A 16,056-nucleotide genomic window follows, 5' to 3' on the forward strand; every position below is an offset into this window, starting at 1 on the left:
GGCCAGTGTATGAAGACCTTTAGCAGCATTCTGAAGGGCTTCCAGAAGGCCATCCAGCAATTAGGGGAACTTGCCAGCCGCCGAATTCATAGTGAATCGAGGCTTACCATTTCTATAACAGGCGCAAGCACATCAGGCCTGAAATCCTTACCATAACGACCGAATGTGATTCCGCCTGACTGATGACCGAGCACTCCTCCAACCAGTGCCTCGGAGACACCTTTCTGCTTGAGGTGGTCGGCCAACGTATGGCGGAAACTGTGGAAGTCCTTCTTGGCGACATCATCACGGAAGCCCAATTGTTCACGCACCCTGGTGAACCACTTCGACGGAGCAGCACTGTAGCCATGCTTCCTATGGCAGGTCAGCTCCGGGAAGACACGCTCGCTCCCTGTCGCCTTTACCTTCGTTACGTACTCCAGGAAACCCAACGCAAGGAGCCTGGAATGTATGGGCACAAGACGTTCGGATGAGGCCGTCTTAAGCTTCTGGTCTGGCCTAGTAGCTCGTATGTGGATACAGGCAATGCCGTCGATGGTAACCACGTCGTCAGTGTAAAGCTGGCACAGTTCGTTGAGCCTTGCCCCTGTGTAGAGCCCCAGGAGGGGCAGCCAGTATTGATTTGGCTTACGACCATGAGCCGGCGCATACGTGGCGGTGTTAAACAACGCCTTCAGGTCATCAACACTGAAAGCGCTTCGCTCCTCGCTCACCTTGCGCCGTATACGTACACGCAGACCATCGAACGGATTGCGTCTGCAATAGCCCTCCCTCACCGCATACGAAAAAAACGTCGTCAAGTTCTTCACGTAGTTGTTGAAGGTCGTCACGCTGATGGTGCTGGTCGCCTCCGCGATGGACTGCTCCAGGGGTTGGTCCGGCAACTGATGAAGACGCGGGGGAAGCTTCAACGCAGTCTCCCGGAACAGGTGGGCGTCCTTCCGGGTTATCTGGTCGATGGGCATGTCACCGATGATGCGGGTCAGCAGCACTGCTACCGCACGCTTGTCGTCCAGCGACTTGACCGCAACACCCTCCCGGCGCTGCTGGACTAGTTGTTCATCGACCACCGCAAGGAAGCCGGGCGATTGTTGGACTGGCACCGTTGCTATCACGGAGCGGACAACTGTAGGGGCCTGTAAGTCGACTGGTGGCGCCTCACGTAAGAGTTGAGGCAAAGGCATAGCAGTACCAAGCAATTGCTGCTGACGCAACCACGACGCCCAGCAAGCAAGCCGCTTGCCCCCCGCCTCCCACGCCCCGCGAAGAAGCTCAACAGAGGGTCTACTACCCTGGAACGCCTGCGTGAACAGGCCTTGGACCTGAGCCAGAATGTCCCGCCCACGAATCAACGCCTCCCTCTTGCAGCGGGTCTGCAGGGAGCGGCGAATTTCTCTTTGGGGGAATAACGGACGAATGACATCCGGCACCACGATTCGGAAGTAATAGACCGAGTGGCGGGACAACATTAGGTAAGACGGGATGTTCGACACGGATGTATCACTCCTTGTACCACCACGTGGAAAAGGGTGAAAAACCGTTAAGAATCAGCTACTTAGGTAACTGGAGGCAACCCCACCAGCCACACCCCGGCACACAATGTTCCCGCTGTGGCTGCTTCCTTCCGGATCTGACCAGGTTCACGGGTAATCGTTGCGGGGGGACCGATGGGGTCACCATAACGACGCTCACCTGACGGCGAGCCGCGCCATTGTACCTATCTGAGGCGAAGTTACAACCGTTCGGGCGGATTAAAAAATATGAGCGGCTTCAAGGACATGCGCAGTCCTGAAAAGTGCGCAGGCGCCTACAGGTCCTGCACCACTTCATCCGCCCTGCCACCCTCCTGCTGAATCACCAGATGAATGAAGTGCAACTTGGCAATCACCGCCGGCGGCAATACGAACGGGTAGAAATCCGGCTGACCCATGCTGCGCGACAGTTCGTTGAGCATGCCGGCGAGTTCGATCCACGCATTGACGAATGACAGGAAGGCCGCGCCGCCGGGATGCTGCGGATCATAGAGGGTGCTGGACGGGAATGGCTGGTAGTCGAAATCCATTTCCCGCGCACTCATGCCGAAGCCGAGGGCGGTGTCCACCGCGTCCATCATGTGCAGGTAATGCGCCCAGGTTTCGGCCCAGTCTTCCCAGGGATGCATGGTGGCATAGGCGCTGACGAAATGTTGCTGCCAGTCGAGCGGCGCGCCTTGCTGGTAATGCCGGTCGAGCGCATCGGCGTAACTCGCGCGCTCGTCGCCGAACACGTCGCGAAACGGTTCCAGCCATTGGCTGTTGGCGATCAGCCGGTCCCAATAATAATGCCCGACCTCATGACGGAAGTGGCCGAGCAACGTGCGATACGGTTCGTGCATCTGCACCCGCACCTGCTCGCGGTGCGCGTCGTCGGCTTCTTTGATATCGAGGGTGATCAAACCGTTGGCGTGACCGGTGGTCGGTGGCTTGCCTTCGAGGTCGACGCCGATGAAATCGAAGGCCAGCCCGCTCTCTTCGTCCACGGTTTTGGGGATGACCTGCAAACCCAGGCTGACCAGTTGCGCGACCAGCCGACGCTTGGCGATTTCGACCTTGCGCCAGCGTTCGTGATTCTCGGGAAGCGATAGGTCAGGAATGGTGTGATTCAGGCTACAGGCGATGCACAAGGATTCGTGATCGTTGGCCGGCAACAGCCAGTTGCACGCGGCCGGGGTGTCGAGATTGGCGCAGCGTCGGAGAATACCCGCTTCAGGATCGGCATCGAGAATCCAGGTATCGGCCTGCAAACCGGGCTGTAACGACGATAAGCGACTCTGTTCAGGCTGATAGCCCAAGGCCGCCGAACAGGCCAGGCACTGGCTGTTGCGAAAGAACAGTGACTGCCCGCAGCGACAATGCCAGACCTTGCTGTTGCGCGAGCTTTCGCCAATGAAAGGCGCGGCGATGCGTGAACTGAGCTGTTCGAAGAAGCGGTGCATGGCGATCTCTCCCTGGGCTTGCCAAGACTAGATCATGATTGGTTGTTGATCGTTCCCGGATTTTGCGTGATGGCGAATATCGCCTTCGCGAGCAAGCCCGCTCCCACAGTTGACCGCATTCTCACAGGAAGAGCGCGGTCAACTGTGGGAGCGGGCTTGCTCGCGATTGGCATCACACAGAAATACCGTGCTTGCTCAGAAACGCGACAAACGCCTCTTCATCCAGCACCTTCAACCCCAGTTCATTGGCCTTGGCCAACTTCGAACCCGCGCCAGGCCCGGCCACCACGCAATGGGTCTTGGCCGACACCGAACCGGCCACTTTGGCGCCAAGGCTTTCCAGTTTGTCCTTGGCAACATCGCGACTCATCAGCTCCAGTGAGCCGGTCAACACCCAGGTCTGCCCAGCCAACGGCAAGCCTTCGACGACCTTCTTCTCGCTCTGCCAATGCATGCCGAAATCGCGAAGCTGCTTTTCAGCGGCTTCAGCGATCTGACGATTTTCGGCGATGGCAAAGAACTCGCGAACCGAATTGGCCTGTTTCTCTGGCAAGGCCTGGCGCATGTCCAGCCAGTCAGCGCCAAACACGCCCTCCAGCGAACCGAACTTGTCCGCCAGTTTCTGTGCCCCGCCCGGCCCGACGGAAGGAATGTGCAGCTTGTCGAGGAAACCGCCTAGCGTGGTGCTCGCCGCAAACTCGGCGCCCAGCTCGCCCTGATCCTGAATCTGCAGGCCATGCTTGAGCAGATCGGCGATCACCTGCTGGTTATGCGCATCTTCGAAGAAGCTGTGAATCTCGTGAGCCACTTCCAGGCCGACATCCGGCAAGTACGTGAGCACTTGCGGCAACGCCTGCTGAACCCGCTCCAGCGAGCCGAGGGAGCGCGCCAGCACCTTGGCCGTCTCTTCGCCGACATCGGGAATGCCGAGGGCGTAGATGAAGCGCGCCAGGCCTGGCTTTTTGCTGTCCTCAATGGCGCTGAGCAGGTTCTTGCTCGACAGCTCGGCAAAGCCTTCGAGATCGACGATTTGCTCGAACGTCAGGGCGTACAGATCGGCCGGCGAACTCACCAGGCCTTCGTCCACCAACTGCTCGACGCTCTTCTCGCCCAACCCTTCGATGTCCATCGCGCGACGGGAAACGAAGTGAATGATCGCCTGCTTGAGTTGCGCGCCGCAGGCCAGGCGACCGACGCAGCGATACACCGCGCCCTCGCTGATGGTCTCGCGCCCCTTGCTGCGCTTGACCAATTGTGTGCGTTCGACATGCGAACCGCACACCGGGCACTGTTCAGGAATCTGCACTGGCCGTGCGTTTTCCGGGCGACGCTCCATGACCACTTGCACCACCTGCGGAATCACGTCGCCCGCGCGGCGGATGATCACGGTGTCGCCGATCATCAGCCCCAGACGCCCCACTTCGTCCATGTTGTGCAGCGTCGCGTTGGCCACGGTGACGCCCGCCACCTTGACCGGTTTCAAGCGCGCCACCGGCGTTACGGCACCGGTCCGACCGACCTGGAATTCCACGTCGAGCAATTCGGTGAGTTCTTCCATCGCCGGGAATTTATGGGCAATCGCCCAGCGCGGTTCGCGAGCGCGGAAGCCCAATTCACGCTGGGAGGCGATGCTGTTGACCTTGAACACCACGCCGTCGATTTCATAGGCCAGGCTGTTGCGGCGCTCACCGATGTCGCGGTAGTAATCTAGGCATTCATCGATGCCGTGCGCCAGTTTCAGCTCGCGACTGATCGGCATGCCCCATGCCTGAAGCTGCTTCAGATTGCCGATGTGAGTGTCGGCAATCTCCGCCGAAACCTGGCCAATGCCGTAGCAGCAGAATTCCAGCGGACGGTTGGCAGTGATCTTCGAATCCAGTTGCCGCAAGCTGCCCGCCGCCGCGTTGCGCGGGTTGGCGAAGGTCTTGCCGCCGACTTCCAGTTGCGTGGCGTTGAGCCGTTCGAAACCGGCCTTGGACATGAACACTTCGCCGCGCACTTCCAGGGTCGCCGGCCAGCCGGTGCCTTGCAGTTTGAGCGGAATGTTACGCACGGTGCGTACGTTGACGCTGATGTCTTCACCGGTAGTTCCGTCACCGCGCGTTGCGCCGCGCACCAACACACCGTCCTGATAAAGCAGGCTGACCGCCAGGCCATCGAGCTTCGGTTCGCAGCTGTACTCCACCGCCGCCCCACCACCAAACAAGTCGCCGGCTGGCAGGTCGAGGCCTTCGGTCACCCGACGATCGAACTCACGCATGTCGGTTTCTTCGAAGGCGTTGCCGAGGCTGAGCATCGGCACTTCGTGACGCACCTGGGTGAACGCCGACAGCGCCGCGCTGCCGACACGCTGGGTTGGCGAGTCGCTGGTGATGAGGTCTGGGTTGGCCGCTTCGAGGGCCTTGAGCTCATGGAACAACCGGTCGTACTCGGCGTCCGGAATGCTCGGCTCGTCCATCACGTGGTAGCGATAGTTGTGCTGATCCAGCTCAGCGCGCAGCTCTAGAATGCGGGTTTTGGCGGCGGTCATGGGTGTTCTCTCATAAAGCAAAAGAGCAGCCGAGGCTGCTCAATCTGTAAATACGGCGGTGATTTTAATTGTAGGAGCCAGGCTTGCCGGCGAAGGCGTATTTGAAATCGCCTTCGCCGGCAAGCCTGGCTCCTACAGGGTGTGGACGTCGCGTCATGAACGCCCGCACATTGCCAATATCAGCGCTTCTGGGTCAGGGCGCGGCGTTCGAATTCAACGATGCGTTGACGGTAATGCTCGATCGTCTGCGCGGTCAGCACGCTGCGCTGGTCGTCTTTCAGTTCGCCGTTCAGCTCCTGGGACAGTTTGCGCGCCGCAGCCACCATCACGTCGAAGGCCTGCTTCGGATGACGCGGGCCTGGCAGGCCGAGGAAGAAGCTCACGGCCGGTGTGCTGAAGTGGTCGATGTCGTCCAGGTCGAAGACGCCCGGCTTGACCGCATTGGCCATCGAAAACAGGACTTCGCCGTTGCCAGCCATGCTTTCGTGGCGGTGGAAAATGTCCATCTCGCCGAAGCGCAGACCGCTTTCCAGAATGTTCTGCAACAGCGCCGGGCCTTTGAAGCCGGCGGCGTCGCGGCAGATCACGCTGATTACCAGCACTTCTTCGGCTTGCGGTTGTTCCTTGTCGCTGACCGCAGGCGCGGCCTTGGTATCAACCGGGAAATCATCGTCACGGCTGCTGAAGCTCGGGCCGCCGTCCAGGTCCAGGCTAAGGTTCATGTCGCCTTGCGACGGTTCGCCATGGCCACGCTTGCCACGCTTGGAACCCGACTCACGGGGTTCACGGGCAGGCATGCTCACTGACGGCAGATCGTGCTCGTCCAGTTGCGGTTCTTTGTGGGTATCCAGAACGCGCGGCGGGCCCAACAGCTCGGCGCTGGTGTCCTCGTCCGGCAAATTGGACAGACTTCGATCAAGACGGAACTTCAATTTTCCCTTTCCGCCGCGCATACGGCGCCAGCCATCGAAAAGAATACCGGCAATGACAATAATGCCGATGACGATCAGCCACTCGCGCAGACCGATTTCCATGTAATCCCGTGCCTCTATAAAAAATGCTGAAAAATAAGGGGTTTACAACTCGTAAACCGCTTTAAAACGTGGCGCCAACTCTATGTTCTGACAGGCGTTTTGCCCACGTATACGAAAAATTGACATTAAACTAGCACGACCAAAGGCAACTTTACACCGTCTGTCACAATGGCTTGCGCGAATATGTCGATTGGCCAGCAAGTAGAGGAAGGTAAATAAGTCCTACGGACAAAAAACACCCACCCTACAGACGCCGACTCAGGCATCCACCATCGCCATCGCCTCCTCGACATCCACTGCCACCAGACGCGAGCAACCCGGTTCGTGCATCGTCACCCCCATCAATTGATCGGCCATTTCCATGGCGATCTTGTTGTGGGTGATATAGATGAACTGCACCGTCTGCGACATCTCTTTCACCAACCGTGCGTAGCGTCCAACGTTAGCGTCATCCAGTGGCGCGTCAACTTCATCGAGCATGCAGAACGGCGCCGGATTCAACTTGAAGATCGCAAAAACCAGGGCCAATGCGGTCAGGGCTTTTTCGCCACCGGAGAGCAAATGGATGGTGCTGTTCTTCTTTCCGGGCGGCTGCGCCATGATCGTCACCCCTGTATCGAGTAGATCTTCGCCCGTCAGTTCCAAATACGCGCGACCACCACCGAAAACTTTCGGGAAAAGCGCCTGTAAACCGCCATTGATCTGATCAAAGGTATCCTTGAAGCGGTTGCGGGTTTCCTTGTCGATCTTGCGAATCACGTTCTCGAGGGTGTCCAGCGCTTCGACCAGATCGTCGTTCTGCGCATCCAGATAACGTTTACGCTCTGATTGTTGCTGATATTCGTCGATAGCTGCGAGGTTGATCGCGCCGAGGCGCTGAATGCGTGCGGCAATGCGTTCGAGCTCCTCTTCGGCGTCCTTTTCGTTGGCCTCGACTGTCAGCGTGGCGAGTACGCCGTGCAGGTCGTAACCGTCTTCCAGCAACTGATCTTCCAGGGTCTTGCGGCGCACGGTCAGGGCTTGCCATTCCATGCGCTGGGTTTCCATCTGGCCACGAATCAACTGCGATTGCTGCTCGGCCTGGTTGCGGCGTTTTTCGGCGTCACGCAATTCGCGGTCGGCGTCTTCGAGGGCAATCTGTGCGGTCTTGAGTTCTTCGTCGACGGTCATGCGCTTGTCGAGCAACTCTTCAAGCTTCAGGCGCAGCTCTTCCAGCGGCGCCTCGCCCTCCTCCAGATTGAGGCTGAGCTGTTCGCGTTTTTCGGTGAGGCGCTCGGACTGCATTTCCAGCCGTTCCAGCGCCTGACGCGTCGAGTCGTGTTGCGCCTTGAGCGAACCCAGGCGCACCGCCAATTGATGCGCGTGATCCTTGTGCTGCCGGGCTTCCTGACGCACGCGATCAAGGCGCTCGCGCAGGCTGTCGCGCTGGGCCAGCAGCAGCTCACGCTGCTCGGTGTCCAGCGCCATGGCGTCGAGAGCTTCCTGCAATTGCAGGCGTGCTTCGCCGATATTTTCGTGCTCCAGTGCGCGCTGTTCGGCCAGTTCGGTGAGCTCTTCATCGAGCCGCGTGCGGCGCAAGGTCAGTTGCTCGACCTTGGCTTTGCCGGCGGACAACTGGGCTTTCAATTCGCCTTGCTGACGCGCTTCGTCCTGCAGCAAACGGCGCAAGTGTTCGCGACCGTTTTCCTGCTGTCGTTGCTGCGCCCGCAGATTCTGAAGTTGGGTTTCGAGGGTTTCGACCGTGGCTTCACGCTCTTCGCGTTCGATGCTCAGACGCTGGATTTCCTGACCGCGAGCCAGCACGCCGCTTTCCGCTTCGCTGGCGCGGCGCACCCGTAAAAAGTGCCGGCCAACCCAGTAACCATCACGGCTGATCAGGCTCTGGCCGGCGCTCAACTGACTGCGCAATGCCAAGGCCTGTTCGAGGTTTTCAACCGGCTTGACCTGCCCCAGCCACGGCGACAGATCGATCTGCGCCTCGACCTTGTCGAGCAGACTGCCAGGCACGCGCACGCCATCACTGGCGGGGCTGAGCAAACGCAAATCGCCCTGGGCAAAACCGGCCAGATCGAAACCGCCGAAATCATCCACCAGCACCGCTTGCAGATCGGCACCAAGCACGGTTTCCACCGCCAGCTCCCAACCGGCTTCAACCTTGAGGCCTTCGGCCAGTCGCGGGCGGTCCGCCAAGTGCTGTTCGCGCAACCATTCAGCGGTGCCGGTGCCCGGATCGAGCGCGGCTTGCTGCAAGGCTTCAAGCGAGGCGAGACGCCCGTTGAGACGCTGCAAATCGCCCTGCGCCTGTTGCTGCGCCGACAACGCTTGCTGCAATTCCTGACGCAGTTGCTCAAGTCGCTCGACCTGCGCTTCTTCACTGGCCTGCAAGTCTTCGAGCGTGGCCTCGGAAGCGGCCAACTGCTCACTGAGTTCCATGATCGCCGCGTCTTCCGGGTCCGCCGAAAGCAAGGCGCGTTCTTCGCCGAGGCGCTTCTGACGGTCGGCGAGACGCTCCATGCTGGTTTCAAGCTGCTGGATGCGCGACTGCTGGACCTCGGACTGGCGACGCGGTTCGGCGGCGGTCAGGTTGAACGTATCCCACTGCTCCTGCCAGCCGTGCATGGTGGTTTCGGATTCTTCCAGCGCGGCGGCGGCTTCTTCAGCGGCGGCGCTGGTGACTTCCTGCTCCGGCGTGAGCATGTCCAGCTCTTCGCCGAGAGTCAGCAGCAACGTGCGGTCGTGACCCAGATGCGACTCGGTTTCCAGACGCGCGCGCTCGGCTTCTTTCAGATCGTCCTGTAGCTGACGCAAGCGCTGCTGGCCGTGCTGGATGCTCTGCTCGACCCGGGCGATGTCGCCACCGACCGAATAGAAACGCCCCTGCACCAGATTGAAGCGCTCCGACAGGTCATGGTGCCCGTCGCGAAAGCGTTCGATGCTCGCGTCGGCGTTGCGCTGCTCGGCCACCAGCGCTTCGAACGTGACTTCCTGGGTGCCGATGATCGCTTCGCGCTGACCAACCTGTTCGTTCAAGGCCTGCCAGCGCAGGGCCGACAGTTGCGCCTTGAGCTGACGCTCCTCGCCCTTGTATTCCTGATACTTCTTGGCCGCCTCGGCCTGGCGGTGCAGGCGTTCAAGCTGACGCGTCAGCTCTTCGCGCAGGTCCGTCAGGCGCTCCAGGTTTTCGTGGGTGCGACGAATGCGGTTTTCGGTCTCGCGCCGGCGCTCCTTGTACTTGGAAATGCCCGCCGCTTCTTCAATGAAGTTGCGCAAGTCTTCGGGCTTGGACTCGATCAGCTTGGAGATCATCCCCTGCTCGATGATCGAGTAGCTGCGCGGGCCCAGGCCTGTACCGAGGAAGATGTCGGTGATATCGCGGCGACGGCACTTGGTGCCGTTGAGGTAATAGGTGGTCTGGCTGTCGCGGGTCACTTTGCGGCGAATGGAAATTTCCGCATAGGCGGCGTATTCGCCGAGCAGCGTGCCGTCGGAGTTATCGAACACCAGCTCGATGCTGGCCTGGCTCACCGGCTTGCGGCTGGTCGAACCATTGAAGATGACGTCAGTCATCGACTCGCCGCGCAAGTTCTTGGCCGAGCTCTCGCCCATCACCCAGCGCACGGCGTCGATGATGTTCGATTTGCCGCAGCCATTGGGCCCGACCACCGCCGCCATGTTACTGGGGAAGTTCACCGTGGTCGGGTCGACGAAGGATTTGAACCCCGCCAGCTTGATGCACTTTAGCCGCACGCTTAAGCGTCCGTCAGGGCAGAGATCACCAGATCGCAACTGCGCTGGCAATACGCGGTCAGCACGGTGCGAATCAGCGCATGATCACGGGCGATCACGGCCGCGAGCAAGCGCTCGAACAGTTCCAGATACTCGCTCATCGAGGCCTTGCGCTGTTCCAGGGCGAGGAAATACGCACGGCTCATGGCCGGTTGCAGATTCTCGACGGTTTCCTGCAAGTACGGGTTGTTGGCAAACCCGTACGTGGCGCGCATCACATTGAAACTGTCGTCGACGAAGGCATGGATGTCCTGGCGCTCGTAGCTCGCGGTCAGGCGCTGCTGGATCTGCACGAACGGCGCCAGGTCGGCCTGGACTTGCCAGCCTTTGGCCACGGCATTGGCGAGCAGGATGTACATCTCGCCCATCAGCGTGCACAGGCTCTGCACCTTGTGGGCGGTGAGCTCGGTCACGTGGGCACCGCGTCGCGGCAGGATCGCGATCAGGTGGCGACGCTCGAGGATCAGCAAGGCTTCGCGGACCGAACCGCGGCTGACATTGAGGGCCAGCGTGACCTTCTGTTCCTGGATGCGCTCCCCGGGCTTCATTTCGCCACGAATGATGCGTTCGGCGAGGTGGTGAGCAATTTGCTCGGCGAGGCTGTCCGGCGCCTTGAACGTCATGGGTGTCCTTCAAATTCTTCGATCTGTACAAGCGGCGCAGTGTAGCGCACATGAGGGGTCATGGCGGAGTGCCCACTCGGCGGTTTTTGGCACGAATCCCGCAAAAAGCAGGCTAACCCGCAAGGGTCAATAATGAAGGAACGAGTCGTTGATCGACAAAATGCTATTTCCTGACCTTTAAGTCAGAAAATCATTGACCGCAAAGTCAGACCTGATAAATTCGGTCCAAGTCGGTTAACAACAATAATGAGTCTGCGAGGCCTTCCGTGATCCAGTTTTTACTTAACCAGGAACTCCGTAGCGAGCACGCCCTGGACCCAAACCTGACCGTGCTCAATTATCTGCGCGACCATGTGGGCAAACCCGGCACCAAAGAAGGCTGCGCCAGCGGTGACTGCGGCGCGTGTACCGTGGTGGTCGGCGAGTTGCAAACGGATGACGATGGCCGCGAACACATTCGCTATCGCAGCCTCAACTCGTGCCTGACGTTCGTTTCGTCGTTGCACGGCAAGCAACTGATCAGCGTCGAAGACCTCAAGCACAAAGGCGAACTGCACAGCGTGCAGAAAGCCATGGTCGAGTGCCACGGCTCGCAATGCGGCTTCTGCACCCCCGGTTTCGTGATGTCGCTGTTCGCGCTGCAAAAGAACAGCGAACAACCGGACTCGCATAAAGCGCACGAAGCACTGGCCGGCAACCTCTGCCGTTGCACCGGCTATCGGCCGATTCTGCAAGCCGCCGAGCAATCCTGCTGCGGCAAGCAACCCGATCAATTCGACGCTCGCGAAGCCGAGACCATTGCACGCCTGAAGGCCATCGCGCCGACCGATATCGGCGAACTCAACAGCGGCGACAAGCGCTGCCTGGTGCCGCTGACCGTCGCCGACCTGGCCGACCTCTACGACGCTTATCCACAGGCCCGGCTGCTGGCCGGCGGCACAGACCTGGCGCTGGAAGTCACGCAATTCCACCGCACGCTGCCGGTGATGATTTACGTCGGCAACGTCGCCGAGATGAAGCGCATCGAACGCTTTGACGATCGCCTGGAAATCGGCGCCGCCACCGCCCTCTCCGATTGCTATGAGGCCTTGAACGCCGAGTACCCGGACTTCGGCGAATTACTGCATCGCTTCGCTTCGTTGCAGATCCGCAACCAGGGCACCCTCGGCGGCAACATTGGCAACGCCTCGCCGATTGGTGACTCACCACCGCTGCTGATCGCCTTGGGCGCGCAGATCGTTTTGTGCAAGGGTGAAACCCGTCGCACCATGGCCCTGGAAGATTACTTCATCGATTACCGCGTCACGGCGCGTCAGGAAAGCGAGTTCATCGAGAAGATCATCGTGCCGCGTGCCAGCGCCGAACAACTGTTCCGCGCCTACAAGGTTTCCAAGCGTCTGGACGATGACATTTCCGCCGTTTGCGCCGCCTTCAACATCCGCCTGGAAAACGGTGTGATCGCCGACGCACGCGTGGCGTTTGGCGGCATGGCAGCCATCCCGAAACGCGCCGCCAACTGCGAAGCCGTGTTGCTCGGCTCCCCCTTCAACAACGCCACCGTCGAACGCGCATGCGCTGCACTGGCCGAAGACTTCACGCCGCTCTCGGACTTCCGCGCCAGCAAGGAATACCGCCTGCTCAGCGCGCAAAACCTGCTGCGCAAATACTTCATCGAACTGCAAACGCCGCACATCGAGACTCGGGTGACCGCTTATGTCTAATCATCACGCTGTAGAGAAGACCCAAGCCGAACTGGCTGAACTGTTCGCCAAGGACCTGACCACCGGCGTCGGCCGCAGCGTCAAGCACGACAGCGCCGCCAAGCATGTGTCCGGTGAGGCGCAGTACATCGACGACCGTCTGGAGTTTCCGAACCAGCTGCACGTTTACGCACGGCTGTCGGACCGCGCCCACGCGAAAATCATCAGCATCGACACCAAGCCTTGCTACGCCTTCGAAGGCGTGCGCATCGCCATTACTCACGAAGACGTGCCGGGCCTGAAAGACATCGGCCCGCTGATGCCGGGTGATCCGTTGCTGGCCATCGACACGGTGCAGTTCGTCGGTCAGGTCGTCATGGCCGTGGCCGCCCGCGACCTGGAGACCGCACGCAAAGCCGCCATGGCCGCAGTGATCGAATACGAAGACCTGGAACCGGTACTGGACGTGGTCGAAGCCTTTCGCAAAAAGCATTACGTGCTCGACAGCCACACCCATGAACGCGGTGATTCGGTCAACGCGCTGGCGACAGCGAAAAATCGTATCCAGGGCACGTTGCACATTGGCGGCCAGGAGCACTTCTACCTCGAAACGCAGATCTCGTCGGTGATGCCCACTGAAGACGGCGGGATGATCGTCTACTGCTCCACGCAAAACCCCACCGAAGTACAGAAACTGGTGGCGGAAGTGCTGGACGTGTCGATGAACAAAATCGTCGTCGACATGCGCCGCATGGGCGGTGGTTTTGGTGGTAAGGAAACCCAGGCGGCGAGCCCGGCATGCTTGTGCGCCGTCATCGCGCACCTCACCGGCCAGCCGACCAAAATGCGCCTGCCGCGTGTTGAAGACATGCTGATGACCGGCAAGCGTCACCCGTTCTATGTCGAGTACGACGTGGGCTTTGACGACAGCGGGCGCCTGCACGGCATCCAGCTGGAACTGGCGGGTAACTGCGGCTGCTCGCCGGACCTGTCGAACTCGATTGTCGACCGTGCGATGTTCCACGCTGACAACTCGTACTACTTGGGCGATGCGACGATCAACGGTCACCGCTGCAAGACCAACACCGCGTCGAACACCGCTTACCGTGGCTTCGGCGGCCCGCAAGGGATGGTCGCCATCGAAGAAGTCATGGACGCGATTGCCCGGCATCTGGCACTCGATCCGCTGGCGGTGCGCAAGGCCAACTACTACGGCAAGACCGAACGCAACGTCACCCATTACTACCAGACCGTCGAGCACAACATGCTCGAGGAAATGACCGCCGAACTGGAAGAAAGCAGCCAGTATGCCGAACGCCGCGAAGCGATTCGCCGCTACAACGCCAACAGCCCGATCCTGAAAAAAGGCCTGGCGCTGACCCCAGTGAAATTCGGTATTTCCTTCACCGCCAGTTTCCTCAACCAGGCCGGTGCGCTGGTGCACGTCTACACCGACGGCAGCATCCACCTGAACCATGGCGGCACGGAAATGGGCCAGGGCCTGAACACCAAAGTCGCGCAGGTCGTGGCCGAAGTGTTCCAGGTGGAAATGGACCGCGTGCAGATCACCGCGACCAACACCGACAAGGTGCCGAACACCTCGCCGACCGCCGCGTCCAGCGGTGCCGACCTGAACGGTAAAGCCGCGCAAAACGCGGCGGAAATCATCAAGAAGCGCCTGGTGGAATTCGCCGCGCGGCAATACAAGGTCAGCGAAGAGGACGTGGAATTCCACAACGGCCACGTACGGGTTCGCGATCACATCCTGACGTTCGAAGCGCTGATCCAGCAGGCGTATTTCGCCCAGGTGTCGCTGTCGAGCACCGGCTTCTACAAGACCCCGAAAATCTTCTACGACCGCAGCCAGGCCCGTGGTCGGCCGTTCTACTACTACGCGTTTGGTGCAGCGTGCTGCGAAGTGATCGTCGACACCCTGACCGGCGAGTACAAAATGCTGCGCACCGACATCCTCCACGACGTCGGCGCCTCGCTGAACCCGGCCATCGACATCGGTCAGGTCGAGGGCGGTTTCATCCAGGGCATGGGCTGGCTGACCATGGAAGAGCTGGTCTGGAATGCCAAGGGCAAACTGATGACCAACGGCCCGGCTAGCTACAAGATCCCGGCGGTCGCCGACATGCCGCTGGACCTGCGGGTGAAGCTGGTGGAAAACCGCAAGAACCCAGAAGACACGGTGTTCCATTCCAAGGCTGTGGGCGAGCCGCCGTTCATGCTCGGCATCGCGTCGTGGTGTGCGATCAAGGACGCTGTGGCGAGTCTGGGCGATTACAAACATCAACCGAAAATCGATGCGCCGGCGACGCCGGAGCGGGTGTTGTGGGGCTGTGAGCAGATGCGGCAGTTGAAGGCGGCGAAGGCCGTGGAAGCCGAAACCGAGTTGGCTTCGCTCTAGAAACCGAGACGCGCCCTTCGCGGGCAAGCCTCGCTCCTACGGGTCAGATGTTGAATCGCGATTATGCGGACGACACAAAACCTGTAGGAGCGAGGCTTGCCCGCGAAGAGGCCGGAACAGACAACACAGATGTCGAGGTGAAACATGTACAACTGGATCGACGCCCTCGCCGACCTGCAAAACCGGGGCGAACCCTGCGTGTTGGTGACCATCATCGAAGAGCTCGGCTCGACGCCGCGCAATGCCGGTTCGAAAATGGTCATCAGTGCCAACCAGACCTTCGACACCATCGGTGGCGGGCATCTGGAATACAAGGCCATGCAGATCGGCCGCGAAATGCTCGCCAGCGGCAAACAGGACACGCATCTGGAGCGCTTCAGCCTCGGTGCCAGCCTCGGCCAGTGCTGCGGCGGCGTGACCGTGTTGCTGTTCGAACCGATGGGCCAGGTCCAGGCGCAGATCGCCGTGTTCGGCGCCGGCCATGTCGGTCGCGCACTGGTGCCACTGCTCGCCAGCCTGCCCTGCCGGGTGCGCTGGATCGATTCGCGGGAAGATGAATTCCCTGAACAGATCCCCCACGGCGTGCGCAAAATCGTCGCCGAAGAACCGGTGGATGAAATCGAAGACCTGCCCGCCGGCAGCTACTGCATCGTCATGACCCACAATCATCAGCTCGACCTCGAACTCACCGCCGCGATCCTCAAGCGCAACGACTTCGCCTACTTCGGCCTGATCGGTTCGAAGACCAAACGGGTGAAGTTCGAACATCGCCTGCGCGACCGTGGTTTTGACAGCCGCGTGCTGCAACGCATGCGCTGCCCGATGGGCATCGGCGAAGTCAAAGGCAAATTGCCTGTGGAAATCGCCATCTCCATCGCCGGCGAAATCATCGCCACCTATAACGCGAATTTCGGCCAGCACACCGCCAGCGCCGGATCGTCGATTGCCAAATTGCTGCCTGCTTCACGCCGCAGCCAAGCCTCTAATTGAGAACGC

At 60.2% G+C, this 16,056-nt stretch carries 9 protein-coding genes and 1 other RNA gene; 3 read left to right on the forward strand and 7 right to left on the reverse strand.

Annotated features, from left to right (window positions below; genetic code table 11):
* Nucleotides 1–86 precede the first annotated feature (86 nt).
* The 7 genes from ACYZUC_RS10625 to ACYZUC_RS10655 form a co-directional block, all read right to left on the reverse strand.
* On the reverse strand, nucleotides 87–1,493 hold the full coding sequence (locus tag ACYZUC_RS10625; protein WP_461995570.1) for a tyrosine-type recombinase/integrase: 1,407 nt from the start codon (nucleotides 1,491–1,493) through the stop codon (nucleotides 87–89).
* Between the two features lie 80 nt (nucleotides 1,494–1,573).
* An RNA gene (gene ffs / locus ACYZUC_RS10630) (signal recognition particle sRNA small type) lies at nucleotides 1,574–1,670 on the reverse strand.
* A 137-nt stretch (nucleotides 1,671–1,807) separates the two neighbouring features.
* Entirely contained in the window at nucleotides 1,808–2,974 is a 1,167-nt protein-coding gene (locus ACYZUC_RS10635; protein WP_461995572.1) for a zinc-binding metallopeptidase family protein, read from the reverse strand.
* 172 nt (nucleotides 2,975–3,146) lie between these two features.
* Entirely contained in the window at nucleotides 3,147–5,504 is a 2,358-nt protein-coding gene (gene ligA, locus ACYZUC_RS10640) for an NAD-dependent DNA ligase LigA (protein ID WP_461995574.1), read from the reverse strand.
* Between the two features lie 179 nt (nucleotides 5,505–5,683).
* A complete protein-coding gene (gene zipA / locus ACYZUC_RS10645; protein WP_461995576.1) occupies nucleotides 5,684–6,538 on the reverse strand; it encodes a cell division protein ZipA in 855 nt (284 codons plus the stop codon).
* A 258-nt stretch (nucleotides 6,539–6,796) separates the two neighbouring features.
* Nucleotides 6,797–10,285, reverse strand: a complete 3,489-nt coding sequence (gene smc / locus ACYZUC_RS10650) for a chromosome segregation protein SMC (protein WP_461995578.1) — start codon at nucleotides 10,283–10,285, stop codon at nucleotides 6,797–6,799.
* A gap of 2 nt (nucleotides 10,286–10,287) precedes the next feature.
* Nucleotides 10,288–10,947, reverse strand: coding sequence for a GntR family transcriptional regulator (locus ACYZUC_RS10655; RefSeq protein ID WP_461995580.1), 660 nt, complete (start codon nucleotides 10,945–10,947; stop codon nucleotides 10,288–10,290).
* Between the two features lie 266 nt (nucleotides 10,948–11,213).
* Here ACYZUC_RS10655 and xdhA point away from each other — a divergent pair, with 266 nt between their 5' ends.
* The 3 genes from xdhA to xdhC all read left to right on the forward strand — a co-directional run bounded on the left by xdhA (nucleotide 11,214) and on the right by xdhC (nucleotide 16,050).
* Nucleotides 11,214–12,668 (forward strand): xanthine dehydrogenase small subunit, encoded by a 1,455-nt coding sequence (gene xdhA, locus ACYZUC_RS10660; RefSeq protein ID WP_461995582.1) that lies wholly within the window; start codon nucleotides 11,214–11,216, stop codon nucleotides 12,666–12,668.
* Entirely contained in the window at nucleotides 12,661–15,060 is a 2,400-nt protein-coding gene (gene xdhB, locus ACYZUC_RS10665) for a xanthine dehydrogenase molybdopterin binding subunit (protein ID WP_461995583.1), read from the forward strand. Before xdhA ends, xdhB begins: the two co-directional genes overlap by 8 nt.
* Before the next feature lie 144 nt (nucleotides 15,061–15,204).
* Nucleotides 15,205–16,050, forward strand: a complete 846-nt coding sequence (xdhC, locus tag ACYZUC_RS10670) for a xanthine dehydrogenase accessory protein XdhC (RefSeq protein ID WP_461995585.1) — start codon at nucleotides 15,205–15,207, stop codon at nucleotides 16,048–16,050.
* The last annotated feature ends 6 nt before the right edge of the window (nucleotides 16,051–16,056 follow it).

The organism is Pseudomonas sp. GT1P32, from assembly GCF_054897805.1.

Bases quoted from the DNA above. Each gene is read 5' to 3' on its own strand.
- ACYZUC_RS10635 (WP_461995572.1), bottom strand. From the start codon at position 2,974: ATGCACCGCTTCTTCGAACAGCTCAGTTCACGCATCGCCGCGCCTTTC.
- xdhC (WP_461995585.1), top strand. From the start codon at position 15,205: ATGTACAACTGGATCGACGCCCTCGCCGACCTGCAAAACCGGGGCGAA.
- ligA (WP_461995574.1), bottom strand. From the start codon at position 5,504: ATGACCGCCGCCAAAACCCGCATTCTAGAGCTGCGCGCTGAGCTGGAT.
- ACYZUC_RS10655 (WP_461995580.1), bottom strand. From the start codon at position 10,947: ATGACGTTCAAGGCGCCGGACAGCCTCGCCGAGCAAATTGCTCACCAC.
- xdhB (WP_461995583.1), top strand. From the start codon at position 12,661: ATGTCTAATCATCACGCTGTAGAGAAGACCCAAGCCGAACTGGCTGAA.
- zipA (WP_461995576.1), bottom strand. From the start codon at position 6,538: ATGGAAATCGGTCTGCGCGAGTGGCTGATCGTCATCGGCATTATTGTC.